This window comes from Humitalea sp. 24SJ18S-53 (assembly GCF_050632385.1).
Classification (GTDB): domain Bacteria; phylum Pseudomonadota; class Alphaproteobacteria; order Acetobacterales; family Acetobacteraceae; genus Humitalea.
The window spans coordinates 334,465-355,403 of record NZ_CP192599.1 but is presented as its reverse complement, the minus strand read 5'-3'; the positions used below and the strand labels follow the sequence as shown (position 1 = coordinate 355,403).

General features: G+C 68.1%; 20 protein-coding genes. 9 read left to right on the top strand and 11 right to left on the bottom strand.

Annotated elements, in window-relative coordinates; all coding sequences use genetic code 11:
- The first annotated feature begins 30 nt into the window (after positions 1–30).
- On the top strand, positions 31–198 hold the full coding sequence (gene rpmG, locus ACQW02_RS01695; RefSeq protein ID WP_431283549.1) for a 50S ribosomal protein L33: 168 nt from the start codon (positions 31–33) through the stop codon (positions 196–198).
- Positions 199–258: 60 nt separating this feature from the next.
- Here rpmG and ACQW02_RS01690 read toward each other — a convergent pair whose 3' ends face one another.
- The gene (locus ACQW02_RS01690) at positions 259–1,656 is read right to left on the bottom strand and encodes a PleD family two-component system response regulator (RefSeq protein WP_431283548.1); all 1,398 of its coding nucleotides are present in this window, start codon (positions 1,654–1,656) and stop codon (positions 259–261) included.
- A gap of 113 nt (positions 1,657–1,769) precedes the next feature.
- Between ACQW02_RS01690 and ACQW02_RS01685 the strand changes: the two genes are divergently transcribed.
- Entirely contained in the window at positions 1,770–2,375 is a 606-nt protein-coding gene (locus tag ACQW02_RS01685) for a class I SAM-dependent methyltransferase (protein WP_431283547.1), read from the top strand.
- A 359-nt stretch (positions 2,376–2,734) separates the two neighbouring features.
- Here ACQW02_RS01685 and ACQW02_RS01680 read toward each other — a convergent pair whose 3' ends face one another.
- Together ACQW02_RS01680 and ACQW02_RS01675 are read right to left on the bottom strand one after the other, a co-directional pair.
- Positions 2,735–4,372: an ABC transporter substrate-binding protein gene (locus ACQW02_RS01680; protein WP_431283546.1), complete on the bottom strand. Its 1,638-nt coding sequence runs from the start codon at positions 4,370–4,372 to the stop codon at positions 2,735–2,737.
- 55 nt (positions 4,373–4,427) lie between these two features.
- The gene (locus ACQW02_RS01675; RefSeq protein ID WP_431283545.1) at positions 4,428–5,612 is read right to left on the bottom strand and encodes a pyridoxal-phosphate-dependent aminotransferase family protein; all 1,185 of its coding nucleotides are present in this window, start codon (positions 5,610–5,612) and stop codon (positions 4,428–4,430) included.
- Positions 5,613–5,736: 124 nt separating this feature from the next.
- On the opposite strand from ACQW02_RS01675, the gene ACQW02_RS01670 reads away from it, so the two are divergent.
- The 7 genes from ACQW02_RS01670 to ACQW02_RS01640 all read left to right on the top strand — a co-directional run bounded on the left by ACQW02_RS01670 (position 5,737) and on the right by ACQW02_RS01640 (position 13,628).
- Entirely contained in the window at positions 5,737–8,607 is a 2,871-nt protein-coding gene (locus tag ACQW02_RS01670) for an FAD-binding and (Fe-S)-binding domain-containing protein (RefSeq protein ID WP_431283544.1), read from the top strand.
- Entirely contained in the window at positions 8,604–9,155 is a 552-nt protein-coding gene (locus ACQW02_RS01665; RefSeq protein ID WP_431283543.1) for a DUF924 family protein, read from the top strand. The genes ACQW02_RS01670 and ACQW02_RS01665 overlap by 4 nt, the downstream gene beginning before the upstream one ends.
- 100 nt (positions 9,156–9,255) lie before the next feature.
- Positions 9,256–10,008 (top strand): DUF1194 domain-containing protein, encoded by a 753-nt coding sequence (locus tag ACQW02_RS01660; protein ID WP_431283542.1) that lies wholly within the window; start codon positions 9,256–9,258, stop codon positions 10,006–10,008.
- A gap of 38 nt (positions 10,009–10,046) precedes the next feature.
- Positions 10,047–11,042: an NAD(P)/FAD-dependent oxidoreductase gene (locus tag ACQW02_RS01655; protein ID WP_431283541.1), complete on the top strand. Its 996-nt coding sequence runs from the start codon at positions 10,047–10,049 to the stop codon at positions 11,040–11,042.
- A complete protein-coding gene (locus tag ACQW02_RS01650; protein WP_431283540.1) occupies positions 11,032–11,292 on the top strand; it encodes a DUF3253 domain-containing protein in 261 nt (86 codons plus the stop codon). Before ACQW02_RS01655 ends, ACQW02_RS01650 begins: the two co-directional genes overlap by 11 nt.
- A 3-nt stretch (positions 11,293–11,295) precedes the next feature.
- Positions 11,296–11,748, top strand: a complete 453-nt coding sequence (locus ACQW02_RS01645; protein ID WP_431283539.1) for a DUF1499 domain-containing protein — start codon at positions 11,296–11,298, stop codon at positions 11,746–11,748.
- Positions 11,749–11,897: 149 nt separating this feature from the next.
- A complete protein-coding gene (locus ACQW02_RS01640; protein ID WP_431283538.1) occupies positions 11,898–13,628 on the top strand; it encodes an ABC transporter ATP-binding protein/permease in 1,731 nt (576 codons plus the stop codon).
- Between the two features lie 246 nt (positions 13,629–13,874).
- Here ACQW02_RS01640 and ACQW02_RS01635 read toward each other — a convergent pair whose 3' ends face one another.
- Genes ACQW02_RS01635 through ACQW02_RS01600 form a run of 8 tightly spaced genes read right to left on the bottom strand, consistent with a single transcriptional unit; the run spans position 13,875 to position 20,934 of the window.
- Positions 13,875–14,705: an alpha/beta fold hydrolase gene (locus tag ACQW02_RS01635; RefSeq protein ID WP_431283537.1), complete on the bottom strand. Its 831-nt coding sequence runs from the start codon at positions 14,703–14,705 to the stop codon at positions 13,875–13,877.
- Positions 14,692–15,495: an RNA methyltransferase gene (locus tag ACQW02_RS01630; protein ID WP_431283536.1), complete on the bottom strand. Its 804-nt coding sequence runs from the start codon at positions 15,493–15,495 to the stop codon at positions 14,692–14,694. The genes ACQW02_RS01635 and ACQW02_RS01630 overlap by 14 nt, the downstream gene beginning before the upstream one ends.
- Positions 15,492–15,833, bottom strand: a complete 342-nt coding sequence (gene copM / locus ACQW02_RS01625) for a CopM family metallochaperone (protein WP_431283535.1) — start codon at positions 15,831–15,833, stop codon at positions 15,492–15,494. Before copM ends, ACQW02_RS01630 begins: the two co-directional genes overlap by 4 nt.
- Positions 15,833–17,248, bottom strand: coding sequence for a cysteine--tRNA ligase (gene cysS / locus ACQW02_RS01620; protein WP_431283534.1), 1,416 nt, complete (start codon positions 17,246–17,248; stop codon positions 15,833–15,835). Before cysS ends, copM begins: the two co-directional genes overlap by 1 nt.
- Complete coding sequence (gltX, locus tag ACQW02_RS01615) at positions 17,245–18,588, bottom strand: glutamate--tRNA ligase (RefSeq protein ID WP_431283533.1); 1,344 nt, start codon at positions 18,586–18,588, stop codon at positions 17,245–17,247. Before gltX ends, cysS begins: the two co-directional genes overlap by 4 nt.
- Positions 18,585–18,890 (bottom strand): hypothetical protein, encoded by a 306-nt coding sequence (locus ACQW02_RS01610; protein ID WP_431283532.1) that lies wholly within the window; start codon positions 18,888–18,890, stop codon positions 18,585–18,587. Before ACQW02_RS01610 ends, gltX begins: the two co-directional genes overlap by 4 nt.
- Positions 18,887–19,276 carry a hypothetical protein gene (locus tag ACQW02_RS01605; RefSeq protein ID WP_431283531.1) on the bottom strand — a complete coding sequence of 130 codons (390 nt, stop codon included), beginning with the start codon at positions 19,274–19,276 and terminating at the stop codon, positions 18,887–18,889. The genes ACQW02_RS01610 and ACQW02_RS01605 overlap by 4 nt, the downstream gene beginning before the upstream one ends.
- Positions 19,273–20,934: an NAD+ synthase gene (locus tag ACQW02_RS01600; protein WP_431283530.1), complete on the bottom strand. Its 1,662-nt coding sequence runs from the start codon at positions 20,932–20,934 to the stop codon at positions 19,273–19,275. The genes ACQW02_RS01605 and ACQW02_RS01600 overlap by 4 nt, the downstream gene beginning before the upstream one ends.
- Positions 20,935–20,939 lie beyond the last annotated feature (5 nt).

The following is a 20,939-nucleotide window of genomic DNA, read 5'->3' as shown; positions in this document are numbered from 1 at the left end:
CCTGCCGCGCGGATAACCGGAAGCCGGACCATGGCCAAGTCGAATACCATCCTGATCAAGCTCGTGAGCACGGCCGACACCGGCTACTTCTACGTGACCAAGAAGAACACCCGGAACATGACCGGCAAGATGGAAATGCGGAAGTACGACCCCGTCGCCCGCAAGCACGTCGCGTTCAAGGAATCCAAGATCAAGTAACCCTCGGCCGCCTTCCGGCGGCGGGGTTACCGGCGCTGCCGTCGCGGCAGCGCCCCAGCACTACAGGGTGGCGGGGTTCGCGGCGCGGATCGTCGCCGACGCCCAATCGCTCGGCACCGAGACTTCCACCCGGTTGCGGCCATTCTCCTTGGCCCGGTACAGCGCGGCATCGGCCGCGGCGACCAGCGCTTCCGGCGTCGATCCGGCCCCGGCCATCGCCACGCCGACGCTGATCGTGATCGGCAGCAGGTTGGCGCCGACCCCCATGGGTTCGCACGCGATCGCGGCGCGCAGGCGTTCGGCGACGACGGCCGAATCCTCCTCCGGCGGGCTGGCCAGGACGATCAGGAATTCCTCCCCGCCCCAACGCGCGACGACGTCCACGGCGCGCAACTGCCCGGACAGGCGGCGCGCCACTTCCTTCAGCACCACGTCGCCAAAGGGATGGCCATAGGTGTCGTTGACCCGCTTGAAGCGGTCGACGTCCATCAACAACACCCCCGCCCCGGCCGAACGCAGCAGCCCCTCCATATGCCGTTGCACATAGCGGCGGTTGCGCAACCCGGTCAGGCTGTCGGTCACGGCCATCTCCAGCGACCTGTCCAGGTCGGAGCGCAGCCGTTCCTGGAACCGCTTGCGCCGCACTTGGTTGCGGGCGCGGGCGCGCAGTTCATTGGCATCCACCGGACGCAGCACATTGTCATTGGCGCCCAGGTCGAAGCCACGCAGCACCGCCTGCTTCTGGCTGGAATCCGCCAGCAACACGATCGGCAGGTCGCGCGTCGCCGCCTGCGCCCGCAAGCGTGAGGCGAAGCGCAGCGCCTCCATCTCCCCCCCCAGCGACAGCGACAGCACGGCCAGGTCGAAGCTGCCATCATGCAGCCGGGCCATGGCATCGGTGGGGTCGGCGGTGACCAGCACGTCCAGCCCATCGGTCGCCAGCACCCGCTGCAGCGCCTCGCCCTCGTTGCGGTCCTCGGTCAGGATCAGGGCGCGGGCGCCGTCCACCGATTCATTCGGCCCCTGCGGTTCGGCGAAGCCCAGCCCGCGCGCGGTTTCCGCCCGCAGGCGCCAGGCATCCAGCACCTGCTTCATCCGCAGCAGCGCGCGCAGCCGCGCGAAAAGCGTCGCGTCATCGACCGGCTTGGACAGGAAGTCGTCGGCCCCGGCCTCCAGCCCCCGCACCCGTTCGGCCGGGTCCACCAGGGCGGTGATCATCACGACGGGCATATGCGCGGTCGATGGATTGGCCTTCAGCCGCCGGCAGACCTCATAGCCATCCATGCCCGGCATCATGACATCCAGCAGGATGACATCCGGCACCCAGGACGTGGCGAGCGCCAGCGCCTCCGGCCCCGAGGTTGCCGTAGCGACCTCGTAATATTCCGCATTCAGCTTGGCTTCGAGCAGCCGCACATTCGCGTTGATGTCATCGACGACGAGGACGCGGGCCGTCATCCGCGGCTCCAGGGCCCACGCGCGGCCTGGGCCTTCCTGTCGCGCGGCCGATGGCGTAGGGATACGCCCGTTGTAAGTTCTTGATATGTCATCGTTTTGTCATGGAGCAGCGAATGAGCGACATCACCATGGGGCCGCAGCGCGCCGCAGGCAACGTTACCAACGCAGGGTTGTTCTTTCGCCGCTGGTTGAAGAACCCGTTGCAGATGGGATCCGTCATTCCCTCCAGCCCCTCCCTGTGTCGGCGTATCGCGCGGTTGACCGAGCATGGACCGGATCGCGTCGTGGTTGAACTGGGTGCCGGCACCGGCGTCATAACACGCGCACTGCTGGCCGCCGGGGTTCCGGCGGAGCGTCTTTACGTGGTCGAGATCGTTCCTGAAATGGCCGAACACCTTCGCCAGGCCCTGCCCGGCGTGAATGTTCTCTGCGGCGACGCCTTCGATCTCGCCCGCGTGCTGCCAGCGGCGCTGCACGGCCGGGTCGGGACCGCCATCTGCGGCATTCCGCTGGTGCTGCTGCCGATCGAACAGCAGCGCCGCTTCGTCGCGGCGGTGGACGCGGTGGCCCCCGGCCTGGGCTTCCTGCTCTATAGCTACTGCATCACCTCGCCACTGCCATGGCAGGCGCTTGGCCTGGCGGCGAAGCGAGAGGCCTGGACGCCGCTCAACCTGCCGCCGGCCAGCGTCTGGCGCTATCGCCCGGCAGAGCAACGATAGGGACCGGGCGGTATCTGATATCATTTTGGTATCATACCGATTATAGTATTGAACCACAATACACAGGTTCGGTAGCGGGCGTCGGCACCGCGGGGTCTCGCCCGCCTATCGGTCCCCTTTATCTGGCGGCGTAAGGGGTTTCACCAAACAAATTCTCGCGCAGTCCCGCGCTCAGGCAGGTCCTGCGCTGGTGGTCCGACAGCACCGCAACCCGGCGCCACACGGCCGGCGGCGACGGCCACCTGCCAGCACCCGGCCGCGGGGTGGTCAGCCAGGTCCAGACGTCGATGGGCATGCTCGGCTCCGCCAGGTTGCTTGCCGGAAGGTGGGCGGGGCCACACCCTCCGGCAAGCTGTACCTCACGAAAGCGTGGTCAGGTCCTGGAACCAATGTTGTGCCTGGGTGTAGCCGCGCACGTTGCGGCCCAATGCCCGTGGGTTGGTGTCATGGGCGACGAAGACCAGCAGCGCCTGGTCCACCACCCGCTCATGCACCCGCGCCATCAACCGGTCCTGTTCGGCCACGTCGAAGGATTTCAGCGCGGCATCGATCAGCGCGTCCGTCTCTGGGTCGTTGTAATGGCTCCAATTGACCCCGGTCGGGGCGACCTGGTTGGAGTGGAAAAAGCGGATGAAGGCGTAGAGCGGGTCCGAGGTGACGTAGGCCACGTTGTTGGCGGTGATGTTGCCGGACCGCGCGATCTCGCCGGTCGCACCCTGGCGCCAGCATGTGTAGAGCACCTCCAGTTCCACCGCCTGGAACTCGACCTCGATCCCGACCTCACGCCACGCGGCCTGGATGTATTCGTTCATCGGCAACGACAACATTTGTCCTGACCCGCCGGTGGCGATCAGGAACTTGGTGCGCAAGGGGCGGGCGCGGGAAAACCCCGCCTCGGTCACCAGGCGCCGGGCGCGGTCCGGGTCGTAGGTGATGCGGAAGGACGGATTGCCGAACCAGGGCGAGGACGGATCGACCACCCCGACCGCGGGCTTGGCCAGCCCGTTCATCAGCGCCACCACGTCGTCGCGGTTGATCGCCAGATTGGCCGCCTGGCGCAGCCGCAGGTCGCGCCAGGGCGAGCCCTCCAGCAGCGACAGATGGTAGTTCCAGACATGCGGGGTGACGTTTTCCATGATCCGGTTGCCGCCGGCTTGCAGGCGCGGCAGCAGGTCCGGGGCCGGGGTTTCGATCAGATCGACCTGGCCGGATAGCAGGGCGTTGGTGCGGGTGGTGGCTTCGGGTGCGCAGACCAGCACGATGCGGTCCGTCTTGGGCATCCGCGCGGGATTCCAATAGGTCGGGTTCTTGACCAGTTCGGCACGTTCGCGCGGCACCAGCCGGGCAAGGCGGAAGGGGCCGGTGCCGGACGGTTCCGACGAAAACCGTTCCCAGGACCGGCCAAGCTTCTCGTATTGCGCGGGCGAGGAGATCAGGAACCACAGCATCTGATACGGAAAAATGCTGTCGACGGCGCGGGTCGTGACCTCGACCGTCATTGGGTCGATCTTCCGGTAGGAGGCGACCGACGGCAGCCGCGGGCGCACCTGCGCCGCCTGGCGCTGGTCGAAATGCGGCGCCTGGTTGTTCAGGACCTTCTCGAAATTCCAGATGACGGCATCGGCGTCGAAGGCGCTGCCGTCATGGAAGGTCACGCCGGGGCGGAGGCGGAAAATCCATTTGGTGCGATCGGCCGGATCGGCCTCCCACGCCGTCGCGAGGCCGGGGACGAGCTTGCCCGGCCGGTCGGCGACATCCATCTCCCACGCCACGAGCGGGTCATAGAGCGTATAGCCGGTGAACTGATAGGCGCCGGCGCCGCGATCCGGCTGGCCGGTGGTCTGCGGGATATCGGCCATCGAGATGCCGTAGCGCAGCACACGCTCGCCCGGGGCGGCCTGGGCCAGCGCGTCGGGCGCATCGAAGAAAGGCAGAGTGACCAGCCCGGTGGCACCGGCGGCAAGCAGGGAACGGCGGGTCGGGCCGGAAAACGGCATAGGTCTGCATCCCAGGAAGGTTTCCCGGGATGCAGAGCAAGCCCCACGCCAAAGGTCAGGTATTGCCGGAAAGGTAGTCCATCGCCGCCTGCACGCCTTCGGGCTTATGCGGCACGCCAGCGGCGCGCAGCCCCATCTCGACACCCGACAAGGTGCCCATCAGCGACAGATCGTTGAAATCGCCAAGGTGGCCGATGCGGAACACCCGGTCCTTCAACTGCCCGAGACCATTGCCCAGGCTCATGTTGAACTTTTGGAGGATCGTCGCGCGCAGCCCATCGGCGGAATGGCCTTCCGGCACCCGCACGGCGGTCAGCGCGGAAGAATAATGCCGCGGGTCATCACACTGGACCTCAAGCCCCCAGGCGCGGACGGCGCGGCGGGTGGCCTCGGCATGCCGGTCGTGGCGGGCATAGACGTTCTGCAGCCCTTCCTCGTTCAGCATGTCCAGTGCGGTATCCAGCGCGTAGAGCATGTTCGTCGCGGGCGTGTAGGGGAAATACCCGGTCGCGTTGCTGGCCAGCATCGGCCGCCAATCCCAGAAGGACCGCGCGCATTTGGCGGTTTCCGCCGCCGCCAGGGCTTTTTGGCTGATCGCGTTGAACGACAGGCCAGGCGGCAGCATCAGCCCCTTCTGGCTGCCGGACACGGTGACATCCACGCCCCAGGCATCGTGCTTGAACTCGATGGAGCCCAGCGAGGAGATCGTGTCCACCAGCAGCAGCGCCGGGTGGCCAGCCGCATCCATGGCGCGGCGGACCTCATCCACGCGGCTGGTGGCACCCGTGCTGGTTTCATTGTGGACGACGCAGACGGCCTTGATCGCATGGGCGGTATCGGCGCGCAGCCGGGCCTCGATCCCCGGCACATCCGCACCCCGGCGCCAGTCGGTGCCCAAAAGTTCGGAGGTGATGCCGAGGCGCCCGGCCATCTCCTCCCACAAATGCGCGAACCAGCCGGTTTCGCACATCAGCACGCGATCGCCCGGCGACAACGTGTTCACCAACGCCGCTTCCCAGGCCCCGGTGCCGCTGGCGGGGAAGATGATCACCGGCTGTTCGGTGCCGAACACCGGCTGGACCTTGGCCAGGATGCGCGCCCCCAAGAGGCCGAAATCGGGGCCGCGATGGTCCATGGTCGGATTGTCCAGCGCCCGCAGCACGCGGTCGGGCACGTTGGTCGGCCCGGGGATCTGCAGGAAATGGCGGCCCGAGCTGGGTTTTGATTGGAAATAAGCCATGGATCGTCTCCGGTGTCGGGCCGCTTCTACGGCGGCTTGTCGGTTCCGGCCAATGAGTTCGGCCGCTGCGATGCATGAGCATGACTGATGCGACAGGACGGCGCGAGGCGGCTAGGCTGCGCCCATGAATGCCATCACCCAATCGCGCGTCGCCCCGGGCGACCCCCGCCTTGCCGCGCGCCTAAAGCGCGAAACCAATGCCGAGGTGCTGTTCGGCGCCGGCGATCGCGGCCGCTACAGCACCGATGCCAGCATCTACCAGATGGCGCCCATCGGCGTGGTGGTGCCGCGCAGCATCGCCGATGTGGAAGCCGCGATGCAGATCGCGCGGGAGGAGGGAGTGCCCGTCCTGCCGCGCGGCGGCGGCACCAGCCAATGCGGCCAGACGGTGAACCATGCGCTGGTGCTGGACTGCACCAAATACCTGCGCAATGTGATCTCGGTCGAAGGCGACCGCGCCACGGTGCAGCCCGGCATCACCCTGGGGGCGTTGAACGAGGCGTTGAAGCCGGCCGGAAAATTCTTTCCGGTCGATCCCTCGACCTGGCAGCGCTGCACCATCGGCGGGATGGCGGCGAACAACTCCTGCGGCAGCAAGTCGATCCGCTACGGGCTGATGGCCGACAATGTCACCGCTATCGACGCGATTTTGGCCGATGGCAGCAACGCGCGCTTCGACGCCTATGGCCCGCAGAACGAGTTGACGGCACGGCTTTTCGCGCTGGGTGAGACCGAGGCCGCCGAGATCGCCGAGCGCTTTCCCAAGCAGTTGCGGCGGGTCGGCGGCTATAATCTGGAAACCCTGGCGGCGCACGGCAATCTGGCGCGGCTGCTGGTCGGCAGCGAGGGGACGCTGGCCTTTTCCGCGTCGCTGGACCTCCGCCTATGGCCGATCAAGCCGCGCAAGGTTTTGGGCATCTGCCAATTCCCGACCTTCCGCGCCGCCATGGATGCGGCCAGACATCTGGTGACCCTGGACCCCGAGGCGGTGGAACTGGTCGATCGCACCATGATCGACCTCGGCCGCTCCATCGCGATCTATCGCAGCACGATCGACCGCATCGTGATCGGCGAACCCGACAGCATCCTCATCGTGGAATTCCACGGGCATGAGGAGGGGCCGCTGCTGCAAAAGCTCGCGCTGCTGGACGAGATGATGGCCGACCTTGGCCTGCCGGGTGCCGTGGTGCGCGCGACCGATGCCGGTTTCCAGGCCGAGATCGCGGAGGTGCGCGAGGCTGGGCTGAACATCATGATGAGCATGAAGGGCGACGGCAAACCCGTGTCCTTCATCGAGGATTGTGCCGTCGGGCTCGACGACCTCGGCGATTTCACCGAACGGCTGAACGACGTTTTTGCGCGGCACGGCACCAAGGGCACCTGGTACGCCCATGCCTCGGTCGGCTGCCTGCATGTGCGGCCGGTGCTCAACATGAAGGACCCGACCGATGTACGGACCATGCGCGCGGTGGCCGAGGAATGCTTTGCCCTGGTGCGCGAATACAAGGGCAGCCACAGCGGCGAACACGGCGACGGCATCGTCCGCAGCGAATTCCACGAGAGCATGTTCGGGCCGCGGATCGTGCGCGCTTTCGAACAGGTCAAGGACGCCTTCGACCCGACCGGGCTGCTGAACCCCGGCAAGATCGTGCGCGCGCCGAAAATGGATGACCGGACGCTGTTCCGCTACGGGCCGGACTATGCCGCCGATACCGCGATCAAGCCTGTGCTGGACTGGTCGGTGTATCCCGGCCCACTCGGCGGCCTGCTGGGCGCGGTCGAGATGTGCAACAATAACGGCACCTGCCGGAAATTCGACGCTGGCGGCATGTGCCCGTCCTACCGCGCCACGCGGGACGAGGCGCATCTGACGCGCGGCCGCGCCAATACCCTGCGGCTGGCGCTGACGGGCCAACTCGGCCCCGATGCGCTGGCGTCGGATGATGTCGCCGAAGCGCTGTCGCTCTGCGTGTCGTGCAAGGCCTGCAAGCGCGAATGCCCGACCGGCGTCGACATGGCCAAGATGAAGATCGAGGCGCAGGTCGCCCGCGCGAAAAAGCATGGCGTGCCGCTGCGCGATCGCGTGGTCGCGCATCTGCCGCGCTGGGCACGCTTCGCCGCTATGGCGCCGGTCCTGGCCAATCTGCGCGAATGGCTGCCGGGCGGGCGCTGGCTGGCGGAACGCGCACTCGGCATCGCCGCGAGCCGTCCCCTGCCCCGCTTCGTCTGGGGCGCCTTCCATGATGCCGAGGCTTCCGGCGACGTGGCAGGCGAAAAGGGCGACGTGCTGCTGCTGGCCGATACCTTCAACCGCTACTACGAGCCTGAGAACCTGCGCGCCGCCCGCCGCGTGCTGCGCGCCGCCGGCTATCGCGCCATCATCGCCCAGGCGCCGACGGGCGCCCGCCCGCTATGCTGTGGCCGCACCTATTTGGCGGCCGGCATGGTGGACCAGGCGCGGGCCGAGGCGCGGCGCACCCTCGCGGCGCTCGCACTTCACCCGGACCTGCCGGTGCTCGGGCTCGAACCCTCCTGCCTGCTGACCTTGCGGGATGAGTTCCCATCCCTGCTCCCAGGGCCGGAGACCGAGGCCCTGGCCGCCCGCGCCTTCCTGCTGTCCGAATGGCTGGCCAAGGCCGCACCCGACATCGCCTTCCGCGACATGCCGGCGACCGCCCATGTCCATGGCCATTGCCACCAGAAGGCCTTTGGTGCTTTCCCGGCGGCGCTGGCTGCCTTGCAGAGGATTCCCGGATTGCGCGCGAAACCCATCACCTCCGCCTGCTGCGGCATGGCCGGGGCCTTTGGCTACGCGGCGGAAAAGCAGGATGCCTCCCGCGCCATGGCCGGTCTGTCGCTGATTCCGGCCGTGAAGGCCGCCGGGGCCGACGACCTGATCATCGCCGATGGCACATCCTGCCGACACCAGATCGCCGATCTGGCGGGCCGCCCCGCCGTCCATTCGGTGCGCGTGCTGGACGCGGCCCTGCGATGAAGGCGCTACTGGATTTCTGGTTCGCGGACGGCCCGGATACCTGGCGCAAGGCCTGGTTTCTGCGCGACGACGCGTTCGACGCGGAACTCCGCGCCCGCTTCGGCGATCTGGCGCCGCCGGATGACTGGGCGGAAACGCCGCATGGCGCCCTGGCGCTGTGCCTGCTGCTGGACCAGTTGCCGCGCAACCTCAATCGCGGCAGCCCCGCCGCCTTCGCCAGCGACGCCCGCGCCCGCGATATCGCGCGCCGGGCCGTGCTGGCCCGTCGCTTCGATTTGGCGCTGACCCCAGCCGAACGGGTCTTCCTCTACCTGCCGTTCGAGCATAGTGAAGCCCTGGCCGACCAGGATGTGTCGGTCGCGCTGTTTGAAGGGCTGCGGGACATCCCCCTGCATGCCGACCCCAAGACCGGGACGATCGCCTACGCGTGGCGCCATCGTGATGTGATCCGGCGCTTTGGCCGTTTTCCGCATCGAAATCAGGTGCTTGGCCGGCAAAGCACCAGCGCGGAAGAAACCTATCTGGCGCAGCCAGGGTCGGGATTCTGATATTTCAGCGAAAACTATGTTGCACCGCACAATAACCTTGCCCTAAGGAGAGGGCGGGAAGACTCGCTGCATCACGGCCTTCACTTAGGAGGTTTATTCGATGCGCTGGAGCGCTGTATCGCGCCGTAATTTGTTCACGGCTGGGCTCGTTCTCGCCGCGCCGGCGCTCATCCGCCCGGCACGCGCGATGGAGCCGGTCGATGTCGAGCTGGTGCTGGCCGTCGACGTCTCGCGCTCGATCGATCCTGAAGAACAGGAAATGCAGTTCCGCGGCTATGCCGCCGCCTTCCGCGACCCGACCCTGGTCGCGGGGATCGAGCGTGGCGCGATCGGGTCCATCGGCGTCACCCTGTTCACCTGGTCCGACTGGAACATGCAGGAAACCCTGGTGCCCTGGATGCGCATCGGCGATCAGCGCGAAGCCAATCGCGTGGCCGATGCGATCGACAATATCCCGCGCCGCGTCTGGCTCTATACCTCGATCAGCGGCGCCATGGAGTATGCGGCGCGGCAGTTCGGCCAAGTCTATGAAGGCACCCGCCAGGTCGTCGATATCTCCGGCGACGGGGTCAACAATTCCGGCCGCCCGGTCGCGGTCTCGCGTGAGGCGGTGCTGGAGGCCGGCATCGTGGTGAATGGCCTGGCCGTGCTGGACCGCACGCCGCCGCCGACGCAATTCGCCGCGATGGGGCCGCCGCTCGACGACTATTACCGCGATGAGGTGATCGGCGGCCCGGGCTCCTTCCTGATGGTGGCCGAGGGGTTCGAGGCCTTCGAACAGGCGGTGAAGCGCAAGATCATCCGGGAGGTCGCGGGCCTGTCCGGTCCGTCGGTGGAACGCGCCTTCGCCTGAGGGCTTGCGCCGGGGACGAGCGAGGCCATACCGGTTGCATGAGCCTCCCCATCGCCGTCATCGGCGCCGGCCTTGCCGGCATCGCCTGCGCCCGTAGCCTACGGGCCGCGGGCTACGCGCCCGTGCTGTTCGACAAGGGGCGTGGCCCGGGGGGTCGCGTCGCCACCCGGCGCGGCAAGGCGCCGGATGGCACGGCGCTGCAATGGGACCATGGCGCGCAGTATTTTTCGGCGCGCGATCCGGGCTTTGCCGCCGCCCTGGCCGCCGCCGGCGCCGTGCCCTGGCCCGATCCGCGGCGCTTTACCGGCACGCCGGGCATCTCCTCCATCGGGCGCATCCTGGCCGATGGCCTGACCATCCACACGGCCCGCCATGTCACGCGGTTGGAAGGCGGACCCGGGGCCTGGGTGGTGCACCACGCCGACCGTGCCCTGCTCCACCCGCTGCCGCCCGAAACGCCCGCCGGTCCCTTCGCCGCCGTCGCCATCGCCCTGCCCGCCCCGCAGGCCGCCCCGATCGCCGATCCCTTCATCCCGGCCCTGGCCGCGCGCTGCGCCGAGGCTGTCTATGCCCCATGCTGGACGGTGATGGCGGCGTTTGGCGAACTCCTTCCCCTGCCGGACACGTGGCGTTCGACCGCCGGGCCGGTCGCCTGGGCCGCACGGGAATCCGCCAAGCCCGGCCGCCCCTCCACCGAGGCCTGGACCATCCAGGCCGCCCCCGCCTGGAGCCGCGAGCACCTGGAAGACGCGCCCGAGACCATCGTGGCCCCTCTCCTCGCCGCCCTGGGCATGCCGGCGCCACTGGTCGCGACCGCGCATCGCTGGCGCTATTCGTTGGTCGAACACGCCATCGGCACGCCCTGCCTGTTCGATGCCGACCAGGGGCTTGGGCTGGCCGGGGACTGGTGCCTGGGCGGGCGGGGCGAGGCCGCCTGGCAAAGCGGCACGGCCTTGGCCGAGGCGATCATCGCGCGCGGTTTTGCTGGACCGACGGCGGGGTTTCCGCGACATGGCTCATCCCATGACAGATGACGCTTCCATCACCGCCGAGATCCTCCGCCAGACCGGCGACCTCGGCCCCAAGAAATCGATCACGCCGGAGGAGGTCGCCCGCGCCCTGGCGCCGGATGAAGCCACCTGGCGGCCACTGATGCATCGCGTTCGCATCGCCGCGCTCGCGCTGCAGGCGACCGGGCAGATCGAGATCCTGCGCAAGGGCAAGCCTGTCCCGCGTGAGGAAGTCCGCGGCGTCATTCGCCTGCGCACCTGCGGCGGGGGCTGAACCATGGGCACGCCGATCACCGCCCTGTTCGGCCGCGGCGCCAATGGGCTGCCACCGGCCGAACCGCTGGACCTGGCCAGCCTGGTGCTGCCGCCATCGCCCAATACCTGCCTGGCGGCCCCGCCCGGCGCGCCGGGGCCGGTGCCGCATCGCGTGCTGCCGCCCTTTGCCGCGACGCCGGCCGCCCTTTGGGCCGCGGTGCAGCAGGCAGCGGGCGCCCAGCCGCGCACCACCCTGTTGGCCGCCTGGCCCGAACATTTGCAAGCGCAATGGGTCGAACGCAGCGCCATCATGAACTACCCGGACATCATCGTGGCGCTGCTGCTGCCGGATGGGGACAGGACCGGGCTGGTGCTCTATTCGCGCAGCCTGTTCGGCTGGTCGGACCTCGGCGTGAATGCCAAGCGGGTCGATCGCTGGATCGCCGCCATCGAAAGCGCCCTGCCGCGCGGCTGAACTGTCACGAAACGCAAGCGCCGGGCGCCGGAACATGACGCCCCGCCAGGGATCGCGCCCCGCCCCGCCACATTGCGTGACACGGACAGGCCTTGCGGCCCCCCGCGCCGGCGGCGGAAAGTAACAGTTCCTTTGACGGGACATCCACCTTGCGCGCTTCCACCAATTGGCTTGCCGATGCCTTCGCCCTTGCCCGGCCCTATTGGAGCGGCGACGAACGCTGGCGCGCCCGCGGGCTGCTGGCCGTGGTCATCGCCCTGAACCTGGCGCTGGTGGGCATGAGCGTGCTGCTGACCTTCTGGCAGAACGCCTTCTACAACGCGCTGCAAAACAAGGATCAGGACGCCTTCATGGGCCTGCTGTTCCTGGGCCGCACCACGGCCGAGGGCACGTTTCCCGGCTTCACCGTCGTCGCCTTCGCCTACATCTTCATCGCGGTCTATGGGCTGTATCTGCGCCAGGCGCTGGAAATCCGCTGGCGCCGCTGGCTGACGCATCGGCTGATGGAAGACTGGCTGGGTGGCCGGGCGCATTACCGGCTGTCGCTGACCGCCAATGGCTTCGACAATCCCGACCAGCGCATCGCCGAGGACAGCAAGCTCTTCGTCGCCAATACGCTGACCCTGGGCTTGGGGCTGATGAACGCGGTGGTGACGCTGTTCTCCTTCATCTTCGTGCTCTGGGGCCTGTCGGGCAGCATCGAGGTTTTGGGCATCACCATCCCCGGCTACATGGTCTGGGTCGCGCTGATCTATTCGCTGATCGGCACATGGCTGGCCCATATCATCGGCCGGCCGCTGATCCAGTTGAACTACAACCAGGAAAAGGTCGAAGCCGACTTCCGCTACGCCCTGGTGCGCGTGCGCGACGGCAGCGAAGGCATCGCCCTGCATGGTGGCGAAGCGGATGAACGCCGTGGCCTGGAGGGCCGGTTCGACGCGCTGCGCGACAATTGGTGGTCGATCATGACCGCGACCAAGCGGCTGACCTTCTTCACCGCGGGGTTCGGCCAGGTCGCCAGCATCTTCCCCATCGTCGTGGCGGCCCCGGCCTATTTCGCCGGGGCGATCCAATTGGGCGGGCTGATCCAGACATCCAGCGCCTTTGGCCAGGTGCAGGGCAGCCTGTCCTGGTTCGTGGACAGCTACTCCCGCCTGACCGACTGGCGCGCGACGGTGCTGCGCCTGTCGGGCTTTGGGCGTGCGATCGAGGCGGCACGGGCAGCCGAGGGCGGGCCAGATTTCGTCGCGGGCCAGACGGTGGGCCTGCATGGGCTGAAACTCTCCCTGCCCGATGGGCGAGTGCTGGTCGAGGGTGCGGAAGCCAGCATTGCTGCCGGTGAGCGCGTGTTGCTGACCGGCGCCTCCGGCAGCGGCAAATCCACCTTGTTCCGTGCCCTGGCCGGCATCTGGCCCTTCGGCGCCGGCAAGATCGAACACCCCATCACCGGCCGCGCGCTGTTCCTGCCGCAGCGTCCCTACATCCCCCTGGGCAGCCTGAAGCGCGTGGTCTGCTATCCGGATGACGCGGCGGCGCATGCCGATGCCGAGGTCGCGGCGGCACTGGAACTGGTCGGGCTGGGCGCGCTGGTGCCACGCCTGAACGAGGAGGATTCCTGGGAACGCCGCCTGTCCGGCGGCGAACAACAGCGCCTGGCGATGGCCCGCGCGCTGCTGCTGAAGCCGGAATGGCTGTTCCTGGACGAAGCCACCGCCAGCCTGGATTCGGAGGCCGAGGCGATGCTCTACGGGCTGCTGCGCGAACGGCTGCCGAAGACGGCGATCATCTCCATCGCGCATCGCCCAGCCGTGGCGCAATACCACGAACGCGCGCTGCGCCTGGCGGGTGGGCGGCTGACGGAAGGGCCACTGCCGGCGTGACAGGCTGGGGAGGTTGCGCCGTGGAAGGGGCTGTTCGCCCCCTCCACACCTCCCCCAACCAGGGGCCGCCGCCCCTGGACCGGCGGGGTTATTGGCGAAAGTAAGGGAGGGGCGCCACGCGTGCTCCCTTGATCAAGGGTGCATCATGCCCCTCCCTTACTTTCGCCAAGTCCCGTGGGTTCCAAGGGGCCACGGCCCCTTGGTGGCGAGAGATTGAGAGGGGCAAAGCCCCTCTCAAAGCGCGCCCTACCCGATCCGCAGATGCCCCCGCAGCAGGCCGATGGTGAGTGCGGGTGCCTCGAGCTCCGGCAAGTGTCCGACGCCTTCTGGTGACACGAAGGCTGCGCCCGCGATGGCGGCGGCGATGGAAGCGCCCACGTCCGGCGGGTTCACGCGGTCTTCGGTCCCGGTGACGACCAGGGTCGGTGCGTGGATGGCGGGTGCGAAATCGGCAATGACATCGACGGCGTCGGTGCAGCGCGCGGCGGGCATCAGGCCGCGAACGTCGGTCGCGGAGACCATGGTGCGCACGAGATCGCCCACGACCTCACCCGTGCCGGGTGCCACCAGCGCCTGCCAGCGGGTGCGCGCCAGAGCGACACCGCCCTTGGCGATACTGGCCGTCCGCATGGCGAGCATCTGGGCGCGCCCCTCCGCGCCCTTCCAGCGCTGGCCACGGCTGGTGCCGAGCAGCGTGAGGGTCGCAACGCGGTGGGGATGCCGCGCCGCCAGCGCGGCGCCCAGCATCGATCCGAAGGACGACCCCACGATATGCGTGGGCGCCGAGACGCCCAGCGCATCCAACAACCAGATAGCCGCATCGGCATAGTCTTCGGCCGAGGGCGCTTCATCAGCGAAGGGGTCGCTGAGCATGTAGCCCGGCGCATTCCAGGCGATGACGCGCGCATCCAGCGCGGGCAGGACAAAGCGCCAGCCGGTGCTGTTCGCGCCGATGCCATGCATCAGCAGGACGGGCGCGCCGCTGCCGGCCTCCATCCAGGACATGCGCCGCCCCGCGACCTCGGTGAAGCGCAGGTCCGGCAAGGTCGGGATCGGCGTGCCGTCAGGATGCGTCATCGGGAATCCTTCCACGCCGCATGCGGCCCTTCGACAATTCGCTGACCACGCCATGCAGGGTGCGAACCTCCTGCACCGTCACCTCGCCGCGCTGGAACCAGTGCGACAGGTTGCGGACCATGCCGGGGCGCTTGGCGGTATTGTCCAGGAACCCGGAGGCATCGAGTTCGCTGATCAACCGCCCCATCAACCCATCGATCTCGCCCTTGGTCGCGACCGCGGTCTCGTTGGTCATGAGGTAACGCGGCGGCGTGGTTTCGACCGCGGTCCACCATTCATAAGCCAGGATCATCACCGCCTGCGCCAGGTTCAGCGACATATGCGCGGGGTTCAGCGGATAGCGCACCAGCGTGTCGGCGCGCGCCATGTCGTCATTCTCCAACCCGGCGCGTTCCGGCCCGAAGAGCACGGCGGTGCGCAGGCCACGTCCGTTGATCTCGCGCAGGTCCTCGGCCGCCGCGCGGGCGGTTCGGACGGGGATGACGATGTGGCGCGGCCGCGGGCAGGTCGCGAAAACACGGTGGCAATCGGCGACGGCATCGGCGACGGTCGGGTGGATCGTCGCGTGGTCCAGGATCTTGTCGGCACCGCTGGCGGCACGCCAGGCATAGGGCTGCGGCCAGCCGTCGCGCGGAGCCACGATGCGCATATGAAATAGCCCGCCATTGGCCATGGCGCGGGCGGCGGTGCCGATGTTCTCACCCAGTTGCGGGCGGACCAGCACGATGATCGGGCTTTCGCCGGGCGGTGGCGCGAGGTCCGCGCCGCCTTCGTCACGCCCGCCGGTCAACGCGACAGGCGTGCGAGCATGGCACGCATTTGCAGGATCTCGGCTTCCTGGGCGGTGATGATCGCCTGTGCCAGGGCGCGGGTCTGCGCATCCGTGCCGTGGCGCAGTTCGACGCGCGCCATGTCGATCGCACCCTGGTGATGGGCGATCATGCCAGCCAGGAAATCGCGGTCCGCATTGCCGGTGAAGGGAATGGCCATGGCCGCATGCATGCGGTTGTTGGCGTCGCGAAATTCGCGCGTGCTGGCCGGTTCCTGCGCTGGGGTCGCGCCATGGCCCGCGTGCTGCGCCAGGGCGGGCGTGGCGAAGAGCAGGGCCGCGAGGATCAGGTGGCGCATCAGTTCCTCCTCCAGACGGTGCCGGTCGCGCCGTCTTCCAAGACCACGCCCTGTTCCAGCAGGGTCGCGCGGATGCGGTCGGCCTCGGCAAAATCGCGCGCCTTGCGGGCGGCGATGCGGGCGGCGATGGCGGCCTCGATCGCGGCGGGGTCCAGGCCCCCCTGCCGCCAGGCCTGCGGGTCGGATTGCGCGATGCCGAGCACGCCGGCCGCTTCCAGGAAGGACGCCGCGGCGACGCCCGCCGCCGGCGGCGCATCGCGCCCCATACGGCCAAGCACGACGGCGGGCGACCCGCCCGTGGTCACGGCGTTTTCCAGCGTCCGCAGGTCGCGCAACCGCGCCAGGGTCAGCGGCGTGTTCAGGTCGTCGCAGAGCGGCGCCAGCGCCCAGTCGATCAGGCCGCGATCCGCACCAGCCTTGGGCGCGCGGGCGAGCATGGCGTAGTCATCCTCGCAATCCGCCCGCGCCTCCTCCAGCCCCGCCTGGGTAAAGTCCATCGCGGCACGGTAATGCGTCTTGAGCACCAGCATGCGAAAGGCTTCGCCCGCCCAGGCCCCGCGCGCCAAGATGTCGCGCACGGTCAGGAAATTGCCGAGCGACTTCGACATCTTCTCGCCATCGACGCGCAGCATGCCGTTGTGCATCCACAGATGCGCGAACTTGGAACCCGGGAAGGCGCAGACCGATTGCGCCAATTCGTTTTCATGATGCGGGAACAGCAGGTCGTGGCCGCCGCCATGGATGTCGAAATCGGCCCCCAACAACTGCCACGACATGGCCGAGCATTCGATATGCCAGCCCGGCCGGCCACGGCCCCAAGGGCTGTCCCAGCCTGGTGTTTCTGCGTCCGACGGCTTCCACAGCACGAAATCGCCGGGGTGCTTCTTGTAGGGCGCGACCTCGACCCGCGCGCCCGCAATCAGATCGTCGGGCGTACGGCCCGACAGCGCGCCATAGGCGGGGTAGGATGGCGTGTCGAACAGCACATGGCCTTCCGCGGCATAGGCATGGCCATTGGCGATCAGCTTTTCGATCATCGCGATCATCGGCGCGATGCTGGCCGTCGCGCGCGGTTCCTCATCCGGCGGCAGCGACCCGAGGGCTGCCATGTCGGTGTGGAAATCGGCGATGGTGCGGGCGGTGATCGTGCCGATCGGCTCGCCGCTGCTGCGCGCGCGCTCGTTGATCTTGTCGTCCACGTCGGTGATGTTCCGCACGTAGGTCACCTGCGGATAGAACCGCCGCAACAGCCGCGCCAGCACATCGAACACGATCACCGGGCGCGCATTGCCCAGATGCGCCAGGTCATAGACCGTCGGCCCGCAGACGTAGATCTTCACATGCGCCGGATCGATGGCCGCGAATTTTTGCCGCGCGCGGGTGGCGCTGTCGTGGAAAAAGAGCTCGGGGATCATGCGGGTGTTCCGATGGCGGCCGCCAGCCGCTGCGCGATGGTCGCGCGGGGCAGCAACGGCAGGAAGGTTTTGAGGTCCGGCCCCTTGTCGGCGCCCGTCAGGGCCAGCCGCAGCGGCATGAACAGCTTGCGGCCCTTGGCGCCGGTCTGTTCGGCCAGGGCGCCGGTCCAGGTGAACCAGGTGTCGGGGCCCGGCTCGCCCTCGGGCAGGATCGCCAGGGCGGTGGCCAGCAGGTCGCGGTCGGGCTGCGGCAGGTCGGGGCTTTCGATGGTGCCGGTCACGACCTCCCACCAATCCCGCGCCTCGGCCGGCAGGTCGAGGTTGCCGCGGACCGCCAGCCAAAAGGCTTCCGTCGCACCTTCGGGCAGGCGGGTGCGCACCGCCTCGAACGGCAGCGCGTGCAGCATGCGGCGGTTCAGCACCAGCAGCCGCGACACGTCGAAGCGCGCGGCCGATGTGCCGAAACGCGAGATGTCGAAGGTCTCGACCAGATCGGCCGGCATCGCCGCCACGGGGTCGGCGCTGCTCCCGAGCGTCGCCAACATCCCCGCCAGCGCCGCAGGCTCAATCCCATCCCGACGCATCTGGCGCAGCGACAGCGACCCCAGGCGCTTGGACAGCGGCCCGCCGTCGCTATCGGTCAGCAGCGGCAGATGCGCGAAGGACAGCTTGCGCGCGTCGCCACCCAGGGCCTCCCAGATATCCAACTGCACACCGGTATTGGTAACGTGGTCCTCGCCGCGAATGATGTGCGTGACTGCGGTTTCGAGGTCATCGACCACCGAGGCAAACGTATACAGGAACGTCCCATCCGCCCGCACCAGCACCGGATCGCTGATCGCCTGCAGCTTCACATGCTTCGCACCCAGCACCGCGTCATGCCAGGTGATGCTGCGCGGCGAGAGCTGGAAGCGCCAATAGGGCTGCTTGCCGTTCTCCCGCGCCTTCTCGATCTGCGCCGCCGTCATGCGCAGCGCCTCGCGGTCATAGACCGGCGCACGGCCCTCCCGCTTGCGGCGTTCGCGCTTGGCGATGAGTTCTTCTTCGGATTCGAAGCAGGGATACAGACGCTTCGCCGTGATCAGCCGCTGCATCGCCGCGGCATAGCGCTCCAGGCGCGACGACTGGGTAAAGGTCTCGTCCCAATCCAGGCCGAGCCAATGCAAGTCTTCCTCGATCGCCTTGGCGAATTCCGGCGTACTGCGGCCCATGTCGGTGTCATCCAGGCGCAGCACGAACTTGGCGCCGCGCCGCCGGGCAAAGAGCCAGTTGGCCAGGGCAACGCGCGCGTTGCCGACATGCAGCAGACCGGTCGGCGAGGGTGCGAAACGGACCTTCATGGGTTGGGGTCCAGTCGCGCGTAATCGGTTTCGGCGGGGGTCGTCGCGGGGTTGGCGATGCAGAAGGCGACCCAGGCCTCATTGTCCAGGCCAGGGGTCAGGGCGTATTCGCCCCAGGCGGCATACATGTCGTGCAATTCCTGTGGTGTTGTCGCTTCGGCGCGCAGGTCCTCGACGGCCGCGCGGATGAAGCGACGTGCGTATTCGCAGGCTTTCTCGGGCGTCGAAAAGCCGGCCACGACCCATTCCTCGTCGGGGTCGCCCTGGTCGGCGAAGTCGCCGCAGATGACGCGATGCGTCACGGCTCCTCGTCCCCGTCATCCGGGTCGTCCTCGATCGCGTCGGCCAGGCGGCGCGGATCGATGCCGCGCCAGTTGCGGTCCTCGGCATCCGTCACGCGCTTCTGGGCGAAATCGCGGACCTCCGTGCCGGATGTCCAGCCGGCGCCCTCGGCGCCCGTGATCTCGGCATCCTCGCCAAAGGCGAACCAGGCCGCCAGCACGGCATCGGCATCCATGCCCCGTCCACGGCAGCGTTCCATCGAATCCCGCACATAGCGCCGGGCGAAGGCATTGGCATGCGCCAGGGTTTCGAAGCCGCGCACGATCTCGACCGGGTCCGAGCCATTGCCGCCCGACAGATCCTTGATCGCCACGGCGAAGGCGCCGGTCAGGATGGGCGTGTTCACTTCACCAACCCCGTATAGCCATTGGTCAAGGGATAACGCCGGTCGCGGCCAAAGGCGCGGGTGCCCAACTTGACCCCCGGCGGTGCCTGGCGGCGCTTGTACTCGGCGCGGTCCAGCATCTTCCACACCCGGACCACCGTCGCGCGGTCATGGCCCTCGGCGACCAGGCCGTTCACATCCAACTCGCGTTCGACCAACCCCGTCAGGATCGCGTCCAGGATCTCATACGGCGGCAGGGTGTCCTGGTCGGTCTGGTCGGGCTTGAGTTCGGCCGAGGGCGGCTTTTCGATCACCCGCAGCGGCATCACCAACCCGCGCGGCCCCTTCGCCCCTTCGGGGAAGTTTTCGTTGCGCCAGTGCGACAAGGCAAAGACGCGGGTCTTGTACAGATCCTTCAGCACCGAATAGCCGCCGCACATGTCGCCATACAGCGTCGCGTAGCCGACGCTCATCTCGCTCTTGTTGCCGGTGGTCAGCAGCATGTCGCCGAACTTGTTCGACATCGCCATCAGGATCAGCCCGCGCGAACGCGACTGGATATTCTCCTCCGTGATGTCGGACTGGCGGCCGGTGAAGACCGGGCCGAGCATGCCGCCAAAGGCCTCCATCGCAGGGCCGATGCTGATGGTGTCGTAGCGGATGCCGAGCAGCCGCGCGCATTCCGCCGCATCCTCCAGGCTGTCGGCACTGGTGTAGGGGCTGGGCATCATCACCGCGCGCACGCGGTCGGCGCCCAGCGCATCGACGGCGCAGGCCGCCGTGATCGCGCTGTCGATCCCGCCCGACAGCCCGAGCAGCACGCCCGGGAAGCCGTTCTTGTTCACGTAATCGGCCACACCCAGCATCATCGCGCGCCAGGTCTGTTCCTCACCGGACATCACCGGCGGCAACGGGGTCGCGGCGCAGAGCCAGCCATTCGCGCCGCGGCTCCACTCGGTCACCGCAAGCGCCTCGGCGAAGGCAGGCATCCGCAGGGCCAGGCTGTTATCGGCATTCAGCACGAAGGAGGAGCCGTCGAAGACCAGCTCATCCTGGCCGCAGACTTGGTTGAGGAAGACGAAGGGCAGCTCCGTCTCCACCACCCGCGCCACCGCCAGATCGACGCGGGCGTAGGGCTTGTTCAACTCGAAGGGGCTGCCGTTGATCGCGATCAGGATTTCCGCGCCGGATTCCGCCAGGGTTTCGCAGACGGACGGGAACCACCAATCCTCGCAGATCATCAGCCCCAGGCGGACGCCGCGAAACGCCACCGGTCCGGGTGCGGGGCCGGGGATGAAGGTGCGCTTGTCGTCGAACACGCCGTAGTTCGGGAGTTCGTGCTTCGCCCGGCGGGCGATGATCTTGCCGCCATCCATCACGTAAAGCGCATTGTGCAATGAATCGCCCTGGCGCCAGGGCCCGCCGACGACCAGCCCCGGGCCGCCATCGGCGGTTTCCGCCGCCAGCGCCTCGATCGCCGCCACGCAATCGGCGACGAAGGCGGGCTTCAGCACCAGATCCTCGGGCGGGTAGCCCGCGATGCTGAATTCCGGGGTCACGACCAGGTCGGCCCCGTGTGCCGCCGCCGCCGCGCGCGCGGCGCGGATCCGGTCGGCGTTGACGATGATCTGGCCCTGGTGCGGGTTGATCTGCGCGAGGGCGATGCGGAGGCGATCCATGCCCG